At 67.3% G+C, this 15,630-nt stretch carries 9 protein-coding genes and 1 tRNA gene; 1 reads left to right on the top strand and 9 read right to left on the bottom strand.

Features of this window, described 5'->3' with window-relative positions:
• Window positions 1-54 precede the first annotated feature (54 nt).
• On the top strand, window positions 55-483 hold the full coding sequence (locus tag WB794_RS05005; protein WP_337334751.1) for a DUF2501 domain-containing protein: 429 nt from the start codon (window positions 55-57) through the stop codon (window positions 481-483).
• Window positions 484-1,244: 761 nt separating this feature from the next.
• Here WB794_RS05005 and recJ read toward each other — a convergent pair.
• From recJ to WB794_RS04960, 9 genes are all read right to left on the bottom strand, one after another.
• Complete coding sequence (recJ, locus tag WB794_RS05000; protein ID WP_337334818.1) at window positions 1,245-2,966, bottom strand: single-stranded-DNA-specific exonuclease RecJ; 1,722 nt, start codon at window positions 2,964-2,966, stop codon at window positions 1,245-1,247.
• An 11-nt stretch (window positions 2,967-2,977) separates the two neighbouring features.
• Window positions 2,978-3,841 carry a phosphoglycerate mutase gene (locus WB794_RS04995; protein WP_415926646.1) on the bottom strand — a complete coding sequence of 288 codons (864 nt, stop codon included), beginning with the start codon at window positions 3,839-3,841 and terminating at the stop codon, window positions 2,978-2,980.
• A gap of 87 nt (window positions 3,842-3,928) precedes the next feature.
• Entirely contained in the window at window positions 3,929-4,402 is a 474-nt protein-coding gene (greA, locus tag WB794_RS04990; protein WP_337334749.1) for a transcription elongation factor GreA, read from the bottom strand.
• Window positions 4,399-7,647, bottom strand: coding sequence for a carbamoyl-phosphate synthase large subunit (gene carB / locus WB794_RS04985; RefSeq protein ID WP_337334748.1), 3,249 nt, complete (start codon window positions 7,645-7,647; stop codon window positions 4,399-4,401). The genes greA and carB overlap by 4 nt, the downstream gene beginning before the upstream one ends.
• A gap of 56 nt (window positions 7,648-7,703) precedes the next feature.
• On the bottom strand, window positions 7,704-9,602 hold the full coding sequence (locus tag WB794_RS04980; RefSeq protein ID WP_337334747.1) for an alpha/beta hydrolase family protein: 1,899 nt from the start codon (window positions 9,600-9,602) through the stop codon (window positions 7,704-7,706).
• Window positions 9,603-9,619: 17 nt separating this feature from the next.
• A complete protein-coding gene (gene carA / locus WB794_RS04975; protein WP_337334746.1) occupies window positions 9,620-10,753 on the bottom strand; it encodes a glutamine-hydrolyzing carbamoyl-phosphate synthase small subunit in 1,134 nt (377 codons plus the stop codon).
• A 232-nt stretch (window positions 10,754-10,985) separates the two neighbouring features.
• Window positions 10,986-14,198: a TonB-dependent receptor gene (locus WB794_RS04970; protein ID WP_337334745.1), complete on the bottom strand. Its 3,213-nt coding sequence runs from the start codon at window positions 14,196-14,198 to the stop codon at window positions 10,986-10,988.
• Window positions 14,199-14,510: 312 nt separating this feature from the next.
• Window positions 14,511-15,098, bottom strand: a complete 588-nt coding sequence (locus WB794_RS04965; RefSeq protein ID WP_337334744.1) for a YhgN family NAAT transporter — start codon at window positions 15,096-15,098, stop codon at window positions 14,511-14,513.
• 340 nt (window positions 15,099-15,438) lie between these two features.
• Window positions 15,439-15,514, bottom strand: a tRNA-Thr gene (locus WB794_RS04960).
• Window positions 15,515-15,630: the final 116 nt, after the last annotated feature.

The raw sequence follows: 15,630 nt of genomic DNA, 5'->3' as shown, positions 1-15,630 counted from the left end.
CCCGTCGGGAATAGGATCAGAACCACCGTCACGCATCGGCAAAGGAGAATCTCCATGTCCACCTGGCATACGTTCACCCTCGGCCTGCTGCTGTCCTGCACCGCCGCCACGGCCGCCGCCTCCGGCGTCGGCTCGCTCAAGGGTGCCATCAGCGGAACGGACGCCGGCTCCCTGCTGTCCTCCAACGCCGGCAACGTCGCCGGCATCGTGCAGTTCTGCATAAAGAACAAGTACCTGGGCGATAGCGCCGCCGGCGCGGTCAAGGACCGGCTGCTGGGCAAGCTCTCCCTCGGCGGCAACGCCGAAACCGCGCCGGAACCGGAGGACGACGAAGGCTACGCCAACGGCCTCAAGGGCCTGCTCTCGACCAGGGACGGCAAGAGCCTCGACCTTTCCGACCGCAGCGACAAGCTCAAGGAAAAGCTCACGGAGAAGGCCTGCGGCGTGGTGCTGGATCAGGCCAAGGGGATGCTCGGCGGCTGAGGGCGGTACGGGCGGTGTTGTTTGCCGGGCGATCGGGCGTTTACGCCGGGATTTCGCCCGTCCCGGCGGCGACCGCGCCGGCTCGCGCTTTCATCGGCGGGTGGCGTGTGCGGCTTCTTTTGCCTCTGGTTTGGATGTTTTCGCAGGGTTTCGTCCGCCTCGGCGGCGGCCGAGTTACCTTTCTTTGCTTGCCCAAAGAAAGGTAACCCAAAGAAATGGCACCCCGGCACCGCGCGCCGTCTGCTGCGCAGCCGTCGTGCCCTGCGTTGCTCGGCACCCGGCGGCCGGCGCGAACTCGGCCATCCATGGCCTCGAACAATCGCGCCTATCCCCGCCGGCTGCCTGCGCTACTCGGCGCGGCTCATGGGGACCCGGTAGATCAAGAGCGAAAGCGGGATGACCCCACGCTCGTGCTCTTGGGGTCCCCATGTGGCCCGCAGGGGCGCGGGCATGGATGCCCGCGCGCTTCCCGGAGACACGGGATGCGCCATCGGGAAACCCCGGCACCGCCTCACGAACCCGGAAGGCTTCATCTTCCGGGCGGGCCGCTGGGGTGTCGTTCTCTTTACTCCGGGCATCCTGCCCTCCGCCCCTTCGGGGCCGGCTTCGCCGTTCGCGCCGCTCCTGCGGCGCAGTGCCTACTTCCTCTTGGACAAGCAAGAGAAAGCAGGTCGGCCGCCGCTGAGGCGGTCGAAACCTCACGAAAGCGCAAAATCAATAGACGAAGGAAGCCGAAGCCCGGGTCGAGGTGAAACCGACGATCACGGAAGATCGATCCGATGCCGCACCAGCAGCTGCACGCCGCAGCGGTCGCGGAAATCGTCGGTTTCCAGCTGGTAGGCCAGGTGCAGGTGCGAAGCAGGTGGCGTGCCGTCGAAGCCGCTGAAATGGATCGCATCGATCGGAACACCGGAGGCAGTGTGGCGCAACTGCAGCTTCAGATGACCATTGCCGACCACGCGCCAGCCGGCGACGGTGAACTCGTCGTCGAACACCGGTTCGGGAAAGCCCTGCCCCCACGGGCCGCCGTCACGCAGCTGCTCGGCCAGGTCGCGGCTCAAATCCTGCGGGGCGAGCGCGCCGTCGCTGAGGAGTTCCGCGCGCAGGGCGGCGGGGTCAAGGCGTTCTGCGGCGAGCGTGGTGAAAGCCGCGTGGAAGGCATCGAGATTTTCCGGCGCGAGGCTCAGGCCGGCGGCCATCGCATGGCCGCCGAAGCGGGCGATGAGATCGGGTTGGGCGGCGGCGAGATCGGCCAGGGCATCGCGGATATGGAAACCGGGAATCGAGCGCGCGGAGCCACGCAACAGACCATCCTCGCCACCCGGCGCGAAGGCGACCGTGGGGCGATGCACGCGCTCTTTCAGGCGCGAAGCCACCAGACCCACGACGCCTGGATGCCAGTCTTCATCGAACACGCACAATGCGGCATCGCCGCTGCCGCCGGCTTCGATGGCGGCGATACAACTTGCGGCCATGGCTTCGGCCTGCTGCAGCATCTGGTCTTGCAGGTCGCGGCGCTCGCGGTTGATGGCATCGAGCTGTGCCGCCAGCCGCAGCGCCGTGGCCTCGTCATCGGCGAGCAGACACTCGATGCCCAGCGCCATGTCTTCGAGCCGGCCTGCGGCATTGATGCGCGGGCCAAGCGCGAAACCCAGGTCGGCGCTGCCGAGGCGCTCGGGAGTGCGCCCCGACACCTGCATCAGCGCGCGCAAGCCCGCCTGCGCGACACCGGCGCGCAGGCGTTTCAGGCCCGCGGCCACGAGGATGCGGTTGTTCTCGTCCAGCGGCACCATGTCCGCGACCGTGCCCAGCGCGACCAGATCGAGCAGCACGGAAAGATCCGGCTCGCGGCCGTGGGCGAACGCGCCCTGCGCGCGCAGCTGCGCGCGCAGCGCGAGCAGCAGGTAGAACATCACGCCGACCCCGGCCAGCGCCTTGCTCGGGAAGCCGTCGCCGCGCAGGTTGGGATTGACGATGGCATCGGCCTGCGGCAGCTGCGCGCCGGGAAGGTGATGATCGGTGACGATCACGCGCATGCCCGCTGCGCGCGCGGCGGCGACGCCGGGCACGCAGGCGATGCCGTTGTCCACGGTCAGGAGCAGGTCGGGCGCAAGATCGGCCAGATCGGCCACCAGCGCCGGCGAAAGGCCGTAGCCGTGGCGCATCCGGTGCGGCACGCGATAGCTGACCTGACGCGCGCCGAGCAGGCGCAGGCCACGCACCGCGACGGCGGTGCCGGTCGCGCCATCGGCGTCGAAATCGCCGATCACGCAGATGCGCAGATCGTCTGTGATGGCTTCGACCAGCAGCTCCACGGCGCGATCCAGCCCGCCCAGCAGGCCTGGCGGCAGCAGCGTGCCAAGGCGATGGCGCACCTGCGCGATGTCGGTCACGCCGCGTGCCGCATACACGCGTCGCAGCACCGGATGCACCGCGTCGGGCCAATCGCCGGTCACGACGGAGGCGCGGCGACGAATGACCATCGCTGCCGTACTCACGCCGGAAGATGCCTGCGCCAGACGCGCCAGCGGTGCGCGGCACGCCAGCGCAGCAGGTGGCCGTCACCGAAATCCAGACGCAGTTCGTCCAGCGCACCGCGCCGCACCTGCGCGACCAGTGGCGCGATCCAGTGCTCCTCGAGAAGCGCGGCGTCGCGCACCTCGCGCAGATCCACCAGCGCCGCAGGCGGCAGCGTGGCCACCTCCGGATCGGTGCTGGGCTCCACGCCGGCGCGCTGCGCCAGCGCGCGCAGCAGCACGTCGCCGCTGCGCACCTGCGCGCGCGCGCTGCGCACGTGGTCGGGCAGGCGCGATGCGCCCCAGAACCAGAGCGTGTTGACCGGCAGCTTGCCGGCGGCCGCACGCCGCGCGTTGACCTCGTGGTTGTGCAGGATCACCTGCGCTTCGTTCATCAGCCGCCGCCAGCGCCGGCCGGCGTCGCCCTCGGGCATGTGGGCGAAGAGATCGTCACCGATGACCTCCAACGGCGGATCGAAGTCAGGCAGCCTCGCATCGGGCGGCAGGCACAGGTACCAGCGCGAAGGCACGGGTGCCGAGATCGGTAAACCTTCGTCACCGAACAGCGGCTTGAGCGGGGCCAGCAGTGCCTCGCATTCCTCCGGCGAAACATCCATTTCGCCGCAGGCATACAGGCGCACCGTGGCCATGTCGGCGCGTACGAAGCCCGGATCGGCGCGCAGCCAGGTGCAACCGGCGGCATCGCCGGCGTCGAGCTGGCGCGTCAGCGCCGCCACCGGAAGTCCACGCGGCAGGATGTCGAAGGCACGCGCGATGCGCGCCGCCTCGCCCACCTCCACCGGTTCCTCGTCCGCGCGGCAGGCCAATCGATGCAGGACCATCGGCGGGCGCACCTGTTCGCGCAGCACCGCCCAGGGCGGCAGCCACAGCAGCGCATCCGTGGGATCGGGCCTGCTCACCACGACCCGTCAGCCGTAGCGCACCGCGACGATTTCATAGCTGCGCCGGCCGCCGGGTGCCTCGATCTGGACCACGTCGCCCTCGCTGCGCCCGATCAGCGCGCGCGAGATCGGCGCGGTGATCGAGACGAGGCCGAGGCGGATGTCGGCCTCCAGTTCGCCCACGATCTGGTAGGTGACCTCGTCGCCGCTGTCCTCGTCGACCAGTTCGACCGTCGCGCCGAACACGATGCGAACACCCACGTCGAGCGTGGCGACGTCGATGAGCTGGGCGTTGGACAGGGTCGCCTCCAGCTCCTGGATGCGGCCCTCGATGAAACCCTGCTGCTCGCGCGCGGCATGGTATTCGGCGTTCTCCTTGAGGTCGCCGTGCGCGCGCGCCTCGGCGATGGCGGCGATCACCGCGGGGCGCTTGACGCTCTTGAGGTGTTCCAGTTCCTGGCGCAGCCGCTGCGCGCCCTGGGTGGTCATCGGTGGTCTCATGCGTGTTCTCCGCTGCCGCCGGCCGCAAGGCGGGCGTGCAGTTCCTGCAGTGAATGGACGTCGCCCTGCTCGCGCGAGGCGAGCGAATCGACCAGTGCCACCGCCCCGGTCATGGTGGTGGAATAGGTGACTTTCTGCTGCAGGGCGCTGCGCCGGATCGAAAACGAGTCGGCGATCGCCTGGCGTCCCTCGGTCGTGTTCACGATATACACGATTTCACCGTTCTTGATGAGATCGACGATGTGCGGGCGGCCTTCGGCCACCTTGTTGACGCGCTCGCAGGGCACGCCGGCATCGTTGAGAACCTTCGCGGTGCCGCCGGTGGCGACCAGCGAAAAGCCATGCTCGAGCAGTGCGCGCGCCAGCGGCAGGAGCCGCGCCTTGTCCGGATCGCGCACCGAGACAAACGCCTTTCCGCGCGGCGGCTCGACGATGCTGGCGGCCTCCTGCGCGCGCGCGAAGGCGGCGTTGAAGCTCACGCCCACGCCCATCACTTCGCCGGTGGAGCGCATTTCCGGGCCGAGGATCGGGTCGACGTTCTGGAACTTGGCGAACGGGAACACGGCTTCCTTGACCGAGGTATAGGGCGGCACCACCTCGCGCGTGGCACCCTGTTCCGCCAGCGTCTTCCCGGCCATGCAGCGCGCGGCGATCTTGGCCAGCGCCACGCCGGTGGCCTTGGACACGAAGGGCACGGTGCGCGAGGCGCGCGGGTTCACCTCCAGCACGAAGATGTCCTCGCCCTGGATCGCGAACTGCGTGTTCATCAGCCCGATCACGTTGAGCCCGCGCGCCATCGCAGCGACCTGCTCGCGCAGGCGGTCCTGGATCGCGGCGGAGAGCGAATACGGCGGCAGCGAGCAGGAGGAGTCGCCCGAATGCACGCCGGCCTCCTCGATGTGCTGCATGATGCCGCCGATCAGCACGCCGCCCTGGGCGTCGGCGATGAGGTCCACGTCCACCTCCACGGCATTGTCGAGAAAGCGGTCGAGCAGCACCGGCGAATTTTCGGATACCTGCACCGCATCGCGGATATAGCGCGAAAGGTCGGCGTCGGAATAGACCACTTCCATGGCGCGACCGCCGAGCACGTAGCTCGGGCGCACCACCAGCGGATAGCCGATCTCGCGCGCGGCGGCGAGCGCCTCCTCGGCGGTGCGCGCGGTGCGGTTGGGCGGCTGGCGCAGGCCCAGATCGTCGATCAGGTGCTGGAAGCGCTCGCGGTCCTCGGCCAGGTCGATCGAATCGGGCGAGGTGCCGATCACCGGCACGCCGGCGGCCTCCAGCGCGCGCGCCAGCTTGAGCGGCGTCTGGCCGCCGTACTGCACGATCACGCCGCGGGGTTTTTCCAGCGCCACGATTTCCAGCACGTCTTCCAGCGTCAGCGGCTCGAAGTAGAGCCGGTCGGACGTGTCGTAGTCGGTGCTCACCGTTTCCGGGTTGCAGTTGACCATGATCGTCTCGTAGCCGTCCTCGCGCAGCGCCAGCGCGGCGTGCACGCAGCAGTAGTCGAACTCGATGCCCTGCCCGATCCGGTTCGGGCCGCCGCCCAGCACCATGATCTTGTCGCGCGAGGACGGTTCGGCCTCGCACTCTTCGCCGTAAGTGGAGTACAGGTAGGCGGTATCGGTGGCGAATTCAGCCGCGCAGGAATCCACCCGCTTGTATGAAGGACGCAGGCCGAAGGCGTGCCGCAGCGCGCGCACCGCGGCCTCGTCGGTGCCGAGCAGGCGCGCCAGCCGCGCGTCGGAAAAGCCCTGGCGCTTGAGTTCGAGCAGGCGGGCGCGATCCAGGCCGGCGAGGCCCGCCGTCGCCGTTTCCCTTTCCGTGTCCACCAGCGTCCGGATCTGGTGCAGGAACCAGGGGTCGATGCTGGAAAGCGCGTTAATCTCCTCCAGCGACAGGCCCGCGCGGAACGCGTCGGCCACGTAGAAGAGCCGTTCCGGGCCGGTCTCGCGCAGCTGCCGGCGCAGGGTGACCAGATCGTCTTCCGAGCGCAGGTCCAGGCCGGTGGGATCGAGCCCGGCCTTGCCGGTTTCCAGCCCGCGCAGGGCCTTCTGCAGCGATTCGCCGAAGTTGCGCCCCATCGCCATCACCTCGCCCACCGACTTCATCTGCGTGGTGAGGCGCGAATCGGTCTGCGGGAACTTCTCGAAGGCGAAGCGCGGCACCTTGGTGACGACGTAGTCGATGGTCGGCTCGAAGGAGGCCGGGGTGCGCCCGCCGGTGATGTCGTTGCGCAATTCGTCGAGGGTGTAGCCGACCGCGAGCTTGGCCGCGATCTTGGCGATCGGAAAACCCGTGGCCTTGGACGCCAGCGCCGAGGAGCGCGACACGCGCGGATTCATCTCGATCACGGCGAGGCGGCCATCGGCCGGGTTGATGGCGAACTGCACGTTGGAGCCGCCGGTTTCCACGCCGATCTTGCGCAGCACCGCGATGGAGGCGTTGCGCAGGCGCTGGTATTCCTTGTCGGTGAGCGTCTGCGCCGGTGCCACGGTGATCGAATCGCCGGTGTGCACGCCCATGGGATCGAGGTTCTCGATCGAGCACACGATGATGCAGTTGTCCGCGCGGTCGCGGACCACTTCCATCTCCAGTTCCTTCCAGCCCAGCACGGATTCTTCCACCAGCACCTCGTGGGTGGGCGAAAGCTCCAGGCCGCGCTTGACGATCTCCTCGAACTCCTCGACGTTGTAGGCGATGCCGCCACCCGATCCGCCGAGGGTGAAGCTCGGCCGGATGATGGTCGGGAAGCCCACCTTGGCCTGCGCTTCAACCGCCTGCTCGTAGCTGCGCGCCACTTCCGCCTTCGGACAGGCGAGCCCGATTTCCTGCATCGCCTGCTTGAACAGCTCGCGGTCCTCGGCGGTGCGGATGGCGTCGCGGTTGGCACCGATCATCGCCACGCCGTACTTTTCCAGCACGCCGTTGTCGGCCAGATCCAGCGCGCAGTTGAGCGCGGTCTGCCCGCCCATCGTGGGCAGCAGCGCATCAGGGCGCTCCTTGGCGATGATCTTCTCCACCGTCTGCCAGTTGATCGGCTCGATGTACACCGCATCCGCGGTGCCCGGGTCGGTCATGATCGTGGCCGGGTTGGAGTTCACCAGAACCACCCGGAACCCCTCTTCCTTCAGCGCCTTGCAGGCCTGCGCGCCGGAGTAATCGAACTCGCAGGCCTGGCCGATGACGATCGGGCCGGCACCAATGATGAGGATGGTCTTGAGGTCGGTGCGCTTGGGCATGGAAGGGGTCCGTGGGTGCGAGTCAGGTTCGGGAGGCGGGAGGCGGGAGTTGCCGCTCAACGCGCGGATGGGCCGATGTGCTGGTCCAGGAAGGCTTCCATCGCGGTGTAGAGCCGAACCTTGTTGTCGAAGTCATAGAAACCGTGCGCTTCCTTCGGCTCCAGGATGTCCACCTCGGGTGGATTACCGGCCTTGGCCAGGCCATCCTTGAGCAGGCGGTACTGGGACGGCGGGACGCGCTCGTCCTTGCCGCCCTGCACCAGCATCACCGGGATGCGGATCTTGTCGATGTTGAACGCCGGCGACTGCGCCTGCTGCTCGGCCAGCGCCTCCGGCTGCACGCGCTTGAGATAGGCCACGCCCGATTTCGTCTGCGGGATGTCGCCCTTGGTGAACATCATCGGCAGGCTGTAGACGCCCACGTAGCCGATCGTGCAGCGGTACTTCTCGGGGTTGCGGACCACCGACTGCAGCGCGCCGAACCCGCCGTAGGAGGCGCCGTAGGTGCAGATCCGCTTCGGATCGGCGATGCCCTGCGCCACCGTCCAGTCGACGGCATCGGTCATGTCGTCGATCATCGTCGTACCCCAGTTGCGATAGCCCTTGCGCTCGAAGGCATTGCCGTAGCCGCCCGAGCCGCGGAAGTTGATCTGCAGCACGGCATAGCCGCGATTGGCGAGGAACTGCACCTGCGGATCGAAGCCCCATTCGTCGCGCACCCCGTGCGGGCCGCCGTGCGGGTGCAGGATCAGCGGCAGGTTCCTGCCCTCGCCGCGCGGCACGGTGAGGTAGCCGTGCAGCGGCGTGCCGTCGCGCGCGGTGAGCGAGATCGGCCGGGTCGGCGACATCTTCGCCGGATCGATCCAGTCCATCGAGGCCAGCAGGAAGCGCGCCTCGCCGCTCTTGCGATCGAACAGGAAATAGGCTCCCGGATCGACATCGCTGTAGCGCCGCAGCAGGATGAAGCGGCCGTCGCGGCTCATTCCCGAGAACGACACCGCGTGGTCCGGGAAGGCGTTGAGCAGCCCCGCCAGCGCCTTGGATTCGGGGTGATCGGGGGTGACGAATTCGTAGCCCGGCAGGCCGTCCTGATAGCCCACGGCGAGCAGTTCGGTCTCATCCGAACTCATCAGCATTGCGGTGGCATCCACGTTGGCATTGCGCGCCAGCAGCGTCTCCTCGCCGGTCTGCGGATCGACCAGCGCCAGCCGCACGGGTTCGCCCTCGTCGCTGATCGAGAAGATCACCCGCTCGCCGTCCTTGGCGAACATCAGCGGCCTGCGGACGGACTCGCCCATCGGTGCCGAATGCACGGTGGTCCAGTCCTCGCCGTCACGCCGCAGCGTGACGAAATCGCCGCCCTCGGTCTTCTGCCCGATGGCATAGCGCACCTTGCCGGCGTGGTCGAGCACGAAACCGCCGAAGCGCAGCGGCGCGGTCGCGACGGTATTGAGTTTGCCGGTGTAGACGTTGAGCTTGAACAGGTAGGCCGAATCGACCGAGCGCTGCACCAGGATCGTGTCGGGCTCGTCCCAGGTCACATCGACGATGCTGTAGGTGCCGCCGTTGGGAATGTGGATGCGCTTGGCACCATCGACATCGCTCAGATAGAGGTCCGGCGTGCCCACGCGGAAGTCGAACGCGCCGGTCTTGCGCGTGACGTACAGGATGAAGCGGTCGTCGTTGACCCAGCGGACCCGGTCGATGTGGCGGTTCTCGCCCTGGTCCCACTTGCCGATCAGCTTCATGTCGCGGACCCGGAACGCGGCCAGCACGGTGCGGTCGGCGCGCGGCACCGAGACGGTGATGTAGGTGCCGCTGGGAGACAGCGACACGCTGCGGAACTCGGGATCCTTGAAGAAGTCACCCACCGGGAGGCGTTCGGCGGCGCTTGCACCGGCCCATGAAAGAAGCAGCGCGCCGCAGAGCGCGGCAAGAAGGAAAAGTCGGGGCATTCTTGAAACTCCGTTCATCACGCCGCGTTGGCGGCTTGCATGGTGGCTGCGAAACGCGCAAACAATCCGCCCACATCCGCCGGGCCCGGGGAGGCTTCGGGATGGCCCTGGAAGCTGAAGGCCGGCGCGTCGGTGAGGGCGATGCCCTGATTGCTGCCGTCGAACAGCGAGCGATGCGTGGCGCGCGCGCTGGCCGGCAGGCTGGATTCGTCCACGGCGAAGCCGTGGTTCTGGCTGGAAATCATCACCCGACCCGAGGCCAGTTCCTGCACCGGATGGTTCGCGCCGTGGTGGCCGTGCGGCATCTTGATCGTCCTGGCCCCGGCGGCCAGCGCAAGAAGCTGGTGGCCCAGGCAAATGCCGAACAGCGGAATCCGCGCGGCGATGAACTCGCGGATCGCCTCGATCGCGTAACCGCAGGCCTGCGGGTCGCCCGGACCGTTGGAGAGGAAGATGCCGTCGGGATCGAGTGCGAGCGCCTCGCGCGCCGGCGTCTGCGCCGGCACCACGGTAAGGCGGCAGCCGGCATCGACCAGCAGGCGCAGAATGTTGAGCTTGATGCCGAAATCATAGGCCACGACGTGGAAGCGGGTGGCCGGCGTGCTGAAGCAATTGGCGTCGAGATCGAACGAGCCCTCGCTCCACGCATAGCGCGAGGCGGTGGTGACCTGCTTCGCCAGATCCATTCCGTCCAGGCCCGGGAAGGCGCGCGCGGCGGCCACGGCGGCGTCGGCATCGGCATCCGGCCCCGCCATCAGGCAGCCGCCCTGCGCGCCGCGCTCGCGCAGGATGCGGGTCAGGGCGCGGGTGTCGATCCCCGCCACGGCCACCACGTCACGCGCCACCAGCCAGTCTTCGAGATTGGCGGTGCTGCGCCAGCTGCTCGCGGGCGTCGGGCGCTCGCGCACCACCAAGCCGCCGAGGTGCATGGCGCGCGCCTCGTCGTCCTGCGGATTGCAGCCGGTGTTGCCGACGTGGGGCCAGGTCAGCGTGACGATCTGTCGGGCGTAGGACGGATCGGTGAGGATTTCCTGATAGCCGGTCATGGCGGTGTTGAACACCACTTCGCCGGCGCGCAGCCCGGAAGCGCCGAACGAGGTTCCGTGGAAGACGGTGCCGTCGGCGAGGGCAAGAATTGCGGGATGGGGCACGGATTTCGCCTTGTGGAGGGAGGAAACCCCGCGCGCCTGATTTGCGGCACGCGGTCACGTCCGCATCGGCTGCCGCAAGGGCGGCCACAGGTGGGACGAGGGGGTTTGGGGCGAGCGGAAATGATACCGGCCGTGCCCGGCAGCGTCCACAACCGCATCGCTTCCTGCGCGAAAAGCAAGGCGGCCGGGGTTTCCCCCGGCCGCCTTGATCACGCGATACCGCTTCGATGGATCAGAAGCTGTACTTGAAGGTGGCCATGACCGACCAGCGCGACACGCCGGTGTTGCCCTTGTCGTTGTTGTTTTCCTGGATGCCCGGCTCGTCCGTCGACCCCGAGAAGGTATAGACGTACTTGCCGGTGGCCGGGTCGATACCCGCGTAGTTGGCCACGCGCATCGTCTGGAAGAAGCCGTAGTCCTCGATCAGGCCCCACTTCTTGTTGAGCAGGTTGCCCACGTTCATGATGTCGAAGTTGAACTCGGCCTTGTGGCCTTCGAAGAACGACGGCAGCTGCTGGCTGATGCGCAGGTCGAAGTTGTTGACCCACTTCGCCCGTCCGCTGTTGGCCGGGACCACCTGGCCGGCGTAGCGGGCCAGGTCCGGGTGCTGTTCGAGCCAGTTGAAGAAGTCGTTTTCCATCTGCGCACCGCCGGTGAACAGCACGTCGCCACGACCGGCAGGAACATAGAACAGGTCGTTGGTGGAGGCACCATCACCATTGATGTCGTTGTAGTAGATGTAGCTGAACGGCAGGCCCGAGCGGCCCTCGTAGAACAGGCCGAAGGTGGTGTTGTTGTCGCCGAAGAACGCGTTGGTATAGGTCAGCACGCCGGTGAAGCGGTCGCGGATGGCGTAGCGCGAGGTGGACGACACGTTCTCGTTGACCTGGTAGATCGTGGTGCCGTTCCAGTTCGAGGTGTTCTGCGAGCTGGCCATCGGGCTGACCTGGGTGGCGTCGGTGTAGGTGTAGCCCGCCGTCCAGGACCAGTGGTCGCCCGCCTGCATCGGCTTGGTCAGCGACAGGGTCAGCGCCTTGCTTTCGCCCTTGCTGGTGTTGCGCGCCAGCATCACCTGATCGATGTTGCTCGGACGGTTGGCGCGGTTGCCGGCACTGCCGCCGCCACCCGGATTGCCGCGACCGTTCTGGATGCCGTTGCTCTGGGCGTTGATGGGATTCAGTCCCGCCGCGTTCCAGTAGATCATGCGGCCGTCCTGGCCGGCGAAGGTCGGCGCGCCCAGGTCAAGCGACTCGAAGTAGATGTCGTTCTTGGTGTTGAGCATCAGGAGCTCGGCCGAGGCCACGATGCCGTGCCAGGGCAGCTCGTGGTCGAACGCGAGGTTGGCCTTCCACACCGACGGCAGCGCCAGGCCCGGCTCCATCAGGTCCACGCGCAGGCGCGGGGTGGAACCCGGGCCGCTGGGGATGTACGGCGGATTGACGCCCGGGGTGAAGATCGCGCCCGGATTGCGCTGGTCGTAGGCGACGAAGTTCAGGCCCGTGTTCTGGAAGGCACCGGCCATCCAGACGTTGGGCGCGGTGCCCTGGAACAGGCCCACGCCGCCGCGCAGCTGGGTGGAGCGCTCGGTGTCGAAGGTGTAGTTGAAGCCGAAGCGCGGCTGCCAGAGCTTGGTATCGATGGTGACCCGGTTGTCGTAGCCGTACATCTGGTGGATGGTTTCGTTGTACAGCGGCTCACGATCGAAATCCGGGATGTCGACGCGGATGCCGAACATCAGGCTCAGGTTGTAGGTCGCAGACCAGTTGTCCTGCAGGAAGAACCCGGTGTTCTCGAACACGTAGGTCGCCGGAATATCACCGTAGTCGCGGCCCGGACGCGGCGTGCGCACCGTGTACTGGCTCGGCGTGCCGGCGGCGAAGTCGGCCAGCGAGGCGAAGGTGTACGAGCCGTTCAGGTCGCGGCCGTAGAAGTTCATGATGTCGTTTTCGGCGTAGTCGATGCCGAACTTCAGGGCGTGGTCGCCCAGATAGTAGGTGCCGGCGAAGAACACGTTCTTCTCGGTGGTGTCGACCACGTTGACGTGGGTGTTGACCTCGGTACCGAACATCAGGCCCTGGTTGCCGATGTTGACGCGGATGGACGGCAGGTCGGAAATCGGCGCGCGCTCGGCGATGTAGTCGCGGTAGGAGAGCTTCAGCTCGGTGGAGAAGTTGTCCGACCAGTTGCTGAAGAGCTGGCCGACCATGGTCTCGAAGGTCTTGGGCTGGTTGTACCAGTGGCTGCTGAGCGAAATGCTGCTCGAGCCGATGCCCGGCTGGCGGATCACGTTCTGCTCGAGCTTGCTGTAGCGCAGCGAGGCGCGGTGGTCGTCGTTGATGTTCCAGTCTAACTTGACCGCGTACTCCTCGATCTCGGTGTCGCCCTTCACCGGGTCGAGCGAACCGGCGTCGAAGCCCCAGACGTCGCGCGCGATGCGCTGGGCCTCGGCGATGTCGGCATCGGTGATCTGGCCGCGGCCATAAGGCGTGGAGGCGTAGCTGGAGCCCGGCGCGGAGCGCACGTACTTCTCGTAGTTGGCAAAGAAGAACAGGCGGTCCTTCACCAGCGCGCCACCGAAGGTGCCGCCGTAGGTGGTCTCGTCATTGAAGCCGTTGAACTTGACGCCCTGCAGGTCCTCGCGCACCCAGTCCTTGTCGCGGTAGGCGTAGTAGACCGAACCGTGGAAGTCGTTGGTGCCCGAACGGGTGACCGCGTTGACCACGGCACCGGTGGCGCCCGCGTAGGTCACGTCGTAGTTGGCCAGCGCGATGTTCAGCTCTTCGATCGCGTCCACCGAGACCGGCTGACGCTCGGTCGGCAGGCCGTTGGCCTCCAGGCCGAACGGATCGTTGGTGGAAACACCGTCGATGCGGATCAGGTTGTAGCGCGAATGCTGGCCGGCGGCGGAAATGCGGCCGTCGGCCTTGCTGGTCTGGCTGATGCGCGGATCCAGGCGGATCAGGTCCTGGATGTTGCGGCCGGCCGAGGGCAGCGCCGCGATGTCGCCGGAAGAAAGGACCGTACCGGTACCCATGTTGTCCGGATTGAACACCGACAGGCCCGCCGAAGCCACGACCTGGATGGCCTCCAGCGAGGTGGCCGCGGTGTCGAGATCGACGTTCAGGGCCGAGGTTTCGCCCAGCGCAAGGAATACGTTCTCGGTGGCTTCACCCTTGAAGCCATCGCGCGTGACCGTGACGGTGTACGGACCACCCACGCGCAGGCCGCGCGCTGTGTAGCGGCCCTGCCCGTCGGTGACGGCGCGGCTGGTGGTGCCCGAGGGCGTGTGCACGATCATGACCTCGGCACCGGCCAGCGGCGCGCCCTCGTTGTCGGTCACGCGACCGGCAATGTTGGACGAAGTCTGCTGCGCATACGCCGGCGCAGTCATGAGAAGGACGGCGAGTGCGCCTGCGAGGTGCTTGATACGAAGTTGTTTTTTCATGGATTTGCCCTGATTGCCTGACGTTGATGCCGCTGACCGTGCGGCCATGCCGCCCGTACTGCGCCCGCATTCGCGCACTCGCGCGACTGCGGGCTGCTTGTTGAACTGGTTCTGTCTTGCCACCACCGGATCGGCCAGTCCCCGTGCATCCGGCGATTCTTTAACCACAGTTTAACCGAACTTTATGACTGTTTTGCTACTTCCCGGCCCAATACCCGGCGCGTCGGCCCGCCGCGGCACCGACAGCGCGCGCCGCACCGCGCGCCGCAGACTCGATCTGCCGAGAAATCCCCTTGCCGCGCGGCGGATTCGTCAGCCGGCGAGATAGGCGCGCACACCGTCGAGCAGCATCTGCACCGACAGCGCCACCAGCAGCATGCCCATCAGCCGCTCCACCGCGGTGAGCACCTGCCGGCCCAGCACCTTGTAGAGGAAGGTGGCCGAAAACAGGATGACGGCGGTAGCGGACCAGGCCATCAGCAGGGCCAGAACCCAGTCGCCCAGCCGCGTCGGATCGTTGCTTGCCATCAGGATCACCGCCGCCATGCCCGACGGGCCGGCGATCAGCGGAATCGCCATGGGCACGATGAAGGGCTCGCCTTCAGGCTGGTGCCCGAGCAGCCCGTCCTGCGGCGGAAAGATCATGCGCAGGCCGATCAGGAACAGCACGATGCCCCCGGCGATGGAAACCGATTCTTCGCGCAGGTGCATGGCCGCCAGGATCGCGCGGCCGGCGAACAGGAACAGCAGCAGCACCCCGAGCGCGATCAGCAATTCGCGCGCCAGCACCCAGCGCTGCCGCTTCGGCGGCAGGTCGCGCAGCAGGCTCAGGAACACCGGCACGTTGCCGAGCGGATCGAGGATCAGGAACAGCAGGATCGCGGCGGAAAGCGTGGTCATGGGCGACTCCAGACTCCGTGGCGCAGGACCACCCGACGCTCGCGCCAGGGCTCGCGCGGGCGCAGGCCCGATGACGCGATCTTCTTCCGCACGCGCGGGCGGACGCTGCCTGGGAAGAGGTCGCCGCCCGCCCCGCCGACGCACAGATGCGCGCGGTATCGGTTCCCATGTCGCCGGATGCTTGCCATGCCCGCATCCTATGCGTAAATCGTGCGCAAATGGGTGTTGCGGTTGGGGCCGGTTCGGGCAGGTCGCGGAAACGAAAACGCCCGCAAACCGTTGCGGCGCGGGCGTTTCGTGGTGATTCGTGGCGGTTACGGAACCCGCCAGAGTCGTCGTGTGGTGCCGGAAATAGGAATCGAACCTACGACCTACGCATTACGAATGCGCCGCTCTACCAACTGAGCTATTCCGGCGTAGCCGCGCATTGTAGGGTGGCACCGAAAGACGGTCAATTCCCGCGCCGTGGCTTGCGGCCCGGCCTTGCGACACCGTCCTCGCACCGCTCGTTGCTGAAGTGGTGCGGGGCGCA

Origin of the sequence: Denitratimonas tolerans (assembly GCF_037203605.1) — a bacterium.
Taxonomy (GTDB): domain Bacteria; phylum Pseudomonadota; class Gammaproteobacteria; order Xanthomonadales; family Xanthomonadaceae; genus Denitratimonas; species Denitratimonas tolerans.
This window is presented reverse-complemented; position numbering and strand designations above follow the sequence as displayed.

Excerpts from the sequence above, each read along its gene's own strand:
- WB794_RS05005 (WP_337334751.1), top strand. The coding sequence starts at position 55 with ATGTCCACCTGGCATACGTTCACCCTCGGCCTGCTGCTGTCCTGCACC.
- recJ (WP_337334818.1), bottom strand. The coding sequence starts at position 2,966 with ATGGTCATTCGTCGCCGCGCCTCCGTCGTGACCGGCGATTGGCCCGAC.
- WB794_RS04995 (WP_415926646.1), bottom strand. The coding sequence starts at position 3,841 with ATGGTCCTGCATCGATTGGCCTGCCGCGCGGACGAGGAACCGGTGGAG.
- greA (WP_337334749.1), bottom strand. The coding sequence starts at position 4,402 with ATGAGACCACCGATGACCACCCAGGGCGCGCAGCGGCTGCGCCAGGAA.
- carB (WP_337334748.1), bottom strand. The coding sequence starts at position 7,647 with ATGCCCAAGCGCACCGACCTCAAGACCATCCTCATCATTGGTGCCGGC.
- WB794_RS04980 (WP_337334747.1), bottom strand. The coding sequence starts at position 9,602 with ATGCCCCGACTTTTCCTTCTTGCCGCGCTCTGCGGCGCGCTGCTTCTT.
- WB794_RS04970 (WP_337334745.1), bottom strand. The coding sequence starts at position 14,198 with ATGAAAAAACAACTTCGTATCAAGCACCTCGCAGGCGCACTCGCCGTC.
- WB794_RS04965 (WP_337334744.1), bottom strand. The coding sequence starts at position 15,098 with ATGACCACGCTTTCCGCCGCGATCCTGCTGTTCCTGATCCTCGATCCG.